The sequence below is a fragment of the Corynebacterium sp. HMSC070H05 genome (assembly GCF_001837615.1).
GTDB lineage: Bacteria > Actinomycetota > Actinomycetes > Mycobacteriales > Mycobacteriaceae > Corynebacterium > Corynebacterium coyleae.
In genome coordinates this window covers 75,288-80,233 of record NZ_KV833293.1, presented here as the reverse complement: position 1 = coordinate 80,233, position 4,946 = coordinate 75,288, and the positions used below count along the sequence as shown (strand labels likewise).

The window sequence follows — 4,946 nt, the reverse complement described above, 5'->3', positions numbered from 1 at the left end:
GAGTACGTCTGCCAGGTGTAAGTCTTGAAGAAACTCCATGCGTGCTGTGTCATCATGGCGTAGCACCATTAGCTGGTTGGCCAGGGTGTCTGTGCGGAAGAAACAGGCAGAGTAGTCGTTTCTGCACGCAGCGGTAAGGAGTGCTTGGGCCAGGTATGTTTTGCCGACGGATGATTTGCCGAGGATGACAATGCTTTGCGCTTTTTGACACCATTGGCAGTGAGCGAGTCTGGTGATTTGCTCTTTGTTGAGGTTGCGGCCGGGTGCGTAGGTGATGTCTTCGATACACGCATCGAGATTTGGCGATCGGGATGCTTTGAGTAATTTGTTGACTCGTCGTTCACGCTTGGCCGCGACTTCTTTATCGAGCGCGTAGAGCACTTTGTCAGAAAAGCTCCACGAGTCGAAGACAGGATCTGCTGCAATATCAATCACGGTTCGGCCAAAAGCCGTCATACGTAGATCGGTAAAGACAGGCAGGATCGATTCATCAAGAAAGCGCGCTGATGCTGATGCTGGTTGTGGCTGTGTCATGACTGTAGGGGTCCTTTCTTCGTGAGGTTTTCCATACTGAACTGGGCAGACCCACCCAGATATGCGCCGCGGGTATCGCGTGCGTGTTCCACCGGTGGTGTTTCAGGCGCTGTTGTGGCTGGCAGATCATGGCCTGTCGGGCGGGTTGATTGGTCTTTGCGTACCGCGGCCATCATGTTTTTCACCGCGGTATACGACACTGCTCTCCTGGTGCCATCAGGTGCGATCAGGCGTGCACAGGCTTGTTCCAAAATCACTTTGTTGGCGTGTTTGCCCATATTCAGTACGTTTCGGCACGACTGAAATGCCTGGGCAGGGATTGCCTTTGCGCTGATGAGTTCTTCGATGACTGTCCGGGTTGCTGGCCCGATCTTGGCTGCTTCACGGTAGAAGTAGTCACTGGTCCACAACCCTGTGGTATCAGCCATGTTGGCAGGAATATGATCCACATCGGTGACATAGATTCCCCGGGCTTGGGCAAGCCGGTGGGTTGCAACACGCTGCCCGGCATCAAAGACGGTTACTTCATTGCCAGTGATACGTACATCGACAGTCCGGCCGACGAGCTGGTAAGGCACCGAATTGTCGATTTGGGGTAGTTGGTACCGCGAGTCCGCGTAGTTGGTACCGGTGTTCCGCGTACCCGGTACTGCGAGGGGGTTTCTTTCATAGTTGATGTTGGCGGCGCCGTACTTCGATGGTGCCGCGTCAACCTCTACTTGGAAGGAGCCGGTCCTTGTGGCTAACTTCAAACAGATCATCGCGATGTGCCTTGACGGTGCAAGCTACGCGCAGATCACACACGCATTGGGATGTTCACGACGAGAAGTATCCCGCGCAAAGAAAGTCATCGCTGATGAGGCACTAACGCCAGAGCGTTTCCGCCAACTCCCACCGGGATGGTTCGATGATCGATTCAGCGACGGCCGGAGTAAGCGGACGATGTCCTACGACCAGCCTGATTTTCAAGCCCTTGCACGCAAGCTCCAAAGCAAAAAGCACGTGACCAGGCACAAGCTGTGGATGGACTACTTGTCGCAGCCGTGTCCGACGGACAAGACAAAGTACCAGTACTCCCAGTTTTGCAGTGGGCTCAATGAATTTCTCCGTGCTCATGATCTTGTCGAAGTCGTCACCCATGAGCCGGGGCAAGAGCTTTACCGACTGGGCTGGCGACAAAGTGCCGGTGGTGGATCAGGCCAGTGGTGATACCGCATTCAAGGCGTCGCTGTTTGTCGCGGTATGCCCGTACTCAGGGCTGATGTACGTCACTGCTGCTGCGAATGAGAAGATGCCGGCTTGGATTGCATGCCACGTCAAAGCGTTGAACTATCTTGGCAAATTACCGGCGGTCATCGTGCCGGATAATGCCTCTACGGCGACCTACCGGCCGAGGAAGCATTCAGGCTACCGGATGGTCACTGACCGCTACGCAGCGTTTGCCGACTACTACGGGGTCACGATTGTGCCGACAAGACCTGGCAGGCCACGCGACAAAGCGGCAGTAGAACGTGCTGTGAAAATCGCCTACACCAAAATACTCGGATACTTCAGCGACGAGGTCTTCTACAATCTCGATGAACTCAATGAGGCAATCGCTGACCGGCTTGCCGATATCAACAGCGCAATGACACGGGCTGATGGCACAACACGGCGCATGCGCTTTGAGCAAGAAGAAGCACCAGTGATGCGCGATCTGCCGCCGACACCGTTTACGGAAGTGTCATACAAGCGGTGCAAAGTCGACCGTAATTGGCACATCACCTGTGACTACCAGTACTATTCTGTGCCATTTCAGCTGGTAGGAGAGGCAGTGACGGTCAGGCTCACCCCGCAACTGGTGAGCATCTTCAACGGTGATCAACTAGTTGCTGAACACACACGCCTTCACGGATTCAAATACCGGTACTCCACTGATCCCAACCATGGGCCAAGCAGCGATGACGAAGGCCACAAGGCGCTCACCCGCGACGAACTCTTGGCTTGGGCCTCGTCGTTCGGTTCTGCAACGCACACAGTCATAGCGATGATCCTCGACCGTAATAGTGCCGCCATCCCCCGCGGACTCCTCCAGGCTCGCAACGTGCTGGCCAACCTGGGCAAAAAGCACAGCAAAGCCACCCTCGAGCCGGCGTGCCAGCAGGTCTTAGAAAAGAAGCTGGCTCCAACTATGGCTGTGATCAAGCGCATCCAGACTGACATTGCGCACGCTCAGCAGCACCCTGCTGCACCAGGGCGAAAGACACAGCCCGCGACGAAGAACCAACAACGCCCAAGCGCCCCGCTTACCGGCGACGCAGCTGACGCCGTCTTTATTCGGCCTGCTGACCACTACGAAAACTAGAAGGAGCGTGAACCATGAGCAACATCAATGACGAAACAGTACGGGCAAAAATGCGAAAGCTTCGCGTATCGACCTTCGCTGATGTCTTCTACGAGATTGTCAACGACGAGGCCTACGCGGATGCGCTACCAGAGGACATCTTCCTCGCAGCAGTCGAAGAGGCCTACACACAGCGGCAACAACGCAACATCGCCAAAGCCATCACCCAGGCACAATTCCGATACCCGGACGCGAGCCTTGCTGAAGTCACCCGGGCAGAACAACGCGGCATCAACATGCGCCAACTGAAACGAATCGCGGCGACCAACTGGCGGGAAAACCCGACCAACATTCACATCCTCGCACCGACCGGAACAGGGAAAACATACATAGTCTGCGCCATCGGCGTCGCCGCATGCCAAGCCGGATACTCCGTGGCCTACTACCGGCTAGACCAACTCGTAGACATGTTGGCGGTCTTCTCACCGACTGACCAAAACTACCTCGATAAGATGCGGAAACTGATCAATGTCGATGTCCTTATCATCGACGATTTTATGACCATGAGCATCAACCAGCGCGGGCAAGAAGACCTGAGCAAGATCATATTCGACCGCGACGGTCGGCTCCCAACACTGATCTCCTCCCAATCGGCCGCCGCCTATTGGGTCGAAGCCCTCCCCGACAGAGTCGGAGCCGATTCACTCGTTAGCCGCCTCAACAACGGCCACCGAATCCGCATCGGAGACTTCGACATGCGCAAGGCCACCACCCCAATAGAACCGGACGAATAAGACAAACAGCCGGGCCGACTCCGTCGGCCCGGCCCCGGTACCAACTACCCGGAACACAGCAGTACCGGGTCTCCGGAACACCGGTACCAAAAACCCGCATCCGACACCCCCTGTATCGCAGTGCGGTGCTCAACGCGTATCAACAGAGGAAGCTCACGACAGGGAAAACTCTGGAAGTGCTCTTCGGGGTAGTCGTTGAGGAGCAGCTGCCGGAGAGGATTCCACCGCGGGGGAGAAAAGCCTCGTGAGTGAGAGCGGCTGCGCCCGTTGTCTCGTGATTGACACAAGCCACCTCACGCACGAATTTCCTGACAATCTCCGACGCGCCGAAGACCGACGGCGCAAACCACGGTCGCAAACAGCGCTACCGGATACTCACCACACCGCTACCATTTCCTCCTTTCTAAACACTCTTGCTATCGACCTCGATCGTGAGTACATTGTGAGTACATCGCTTTAAGGAGTTTGAAATGGCAGTCAAAGACCGGCGCTTGAACTTGCGTACATCCGCACACCAAGAGGAGTTTTTCCGCAGGGCCGCTGAGGTGACAAACACTTCGGTGTCACAGTTTGTGCTCGACAGTGCCGTGGAGCGTGCATTGATGGTGCTTGCTGATCAGCGGCTTTTTGTGTTGGGGGAAGAAGGTTTCTCTCGTGTTGAGGAACTTCTCGACCAGCCGGCCGACTTCTCTAAGCTTGGCAAACTTTTCGCTGAGGAGACTCCATTTGGCAAGGAGTTTCAATTTGGCGACTGACGGTGTGCTTCAGCCGCCTCGGAAACTTGTTAAGGCGGATGATCGCTCGAGTTTTCATTGTGGGGAGGTGTCGCTCGATGTGTGGTTTCGTCGCTACGCCATGCAGAATCAACAGGCACACAACTGCGTTGTTTACGTTTCCAAGTGGAATGACCGCGTCGCTGGGTACTATGCGGTCTGTACGGGTGGGATGGTTGCTGGAGCCGCGCCAGAAGCGTTTGCCAAGGGGCGTCCCGATCCGATCCCAGTGTTAATTCTCGCGCGGTTGGCGGTAGATGTGAATGCGCAGGGGAAAGGAGTTGGGAAAGCGCTGCTGAGAGACGCTCTAGCGCGGTGCTTCACTGTGGCTGGAGAAATTGGAGCCGCGGCAGTGGTTGTACACGCGTTGGATGAACACGCGAAACGGTTCTACATGCAGTACGCAGAATTTCAGGAGATGCCGGAGCAACCGTTACATCTCTTGCTACCGATTAGAGGCATCAAACAGTTTATGACCCAGCCCGCAACCGCCTAAAACACCAACTGGTCCAGGAAGCGTTG

At 55.7% G+C, this 4,946-nt stretch carries 7 protein-coding genes; 5 read left to right on the top strand and 2 right to left on the bottom strand.

Features of this window, described 5'->3' with window-relative positions; all coding sequences use genetic code 11:
• Both HMPREF2617_RS03235 and HMPREF2617_RS12250 read right to left on the bottom strand, forming a co-directional pair.
• Positions 1-534: ATP-binding protein (locus HMPREF2617_RS03235; RefSeq protein WP_210400803.1), on the bottom strand; the 534-nt coding region annotated here is incomplete at its 3' end.
• Positions 531-1,295: a Mu transposase domain-containing protein gene (locus tag HMPREF2617_RS12250; protein ID WP_083323184.1), complete on the bottom strand. Its 765-nt coding sequence runs from the start codon at positions 1,293-1,295 to the stop codon at positions 531-533. The genes HMPREF2617_RS03235 and HMPREF2617_RS12250, both read right to left, overlap by 4 nt.
• On the opposite strand from HMPREF2617_RS12250, the gene HMPREF2617_RS12245 reads away from it, so the two are divergent.
• From HMPREF2617_RS12245 to HMPREF2617_RS03215, 5 genes are all read left to right on the top strand, one after another.
• Positions 1,273-1,743 (top strand): helix-turn-helix domain-containing protein, encoded by a 471-nt coding sequence (locus HMPREF2617_RS12245; RefSeq protein WP_246821687.1) that lies wholly within the window; start codon positions 1,273-1,275, stop codon positions 1,741-1,743. The two genes, HMPREF2617_RS12250 and HMPREF2617_RS12245, sit on opposite strands and share 23 nt — an antisense overlap.
• On the top strand, positions 1,673-2,878 hold the full coding sequence (locus tag HMPREF2617_RS03230) for a Mu transposase domain-containing protein (RefSeq protein WP_246821686.1): 1,206 nt from the start codon (positions 1,673-1,675) through the stop codon (positions 2,876-2,878). The genes HMPREF2617_RS12245 and HMPREF2617_RS03230 overlap by 71 nt, the downstream gene beginning before the upstream one ends.
• Positions 2,879-2,892: 14 nt before the next feature.
• A complete protein-coding gene (locus HMPREF2617_RS03225; protein ID WP_070839886.1) occupies positions 2,893-3,651 on the top strand; it encodes an ATP-binding protein in 759 nt (252 codons plus the stop codon).
• Between the two features lie 470 nt (positions 3,652-4,121).
• Positions 4,122-4,406 (top strand): type II toxin-antitoxin system TacA family antitoxin, encoded by a 285-nt coding sequence (locus tag HMPREF2617_RS03220; protein WP_070422461.1) that lies wholly within the window; start codon positions 4,122-4,124, stop codon positions 4,404-4,406.
• A complete protein-coding gene (locus HMPREF2617_RS03215) occupies positions 4,396-4,920 on the top strand; it encodes a GNAT family N-acetyltransferase (protein WP_070839885.1) in 525 nt (174 codons plus the stop codon). Before HMPREF2617_RS03220 ends, HMPREF2617_RS03215 begins: the two co-directional genes overlap by 11 nt.
• Positions 4,921-4,946: the final 26 nt, after the last annotated feature.

Coding starts and splice junctions, on each gene's coding strand:
- HMPREF2617_RS12250 (WP_083323184.1), bottom strand. CDS start 1,295: ATGATCTGTTTGAAGTTAGCCACAAGGACCGGCTCCTTCCAAGTAGAG.
- HMPREF2617_RS03230 (WP_246821686.1), top strand. CDS start 1,673: ATGAGCCGGGGCAAGAGCTTTACCGACTGGGCTGGCGACAAAGTGCCG.
- HMPREF2617_RS03225 (WP_070839886.1), top strand. CDS start 2,893: ATGAGCAACATCAATGACGAAACAGTACGGGCAAAAATGCGAAAGCTT.
- HMPREF2617_RS03220 (WP_070422461.1), top strand. CDS start 4,122: ATGGCAGTCAAAGACCGGCGCTTGAACTTGCGTACATCCGCACACCAA.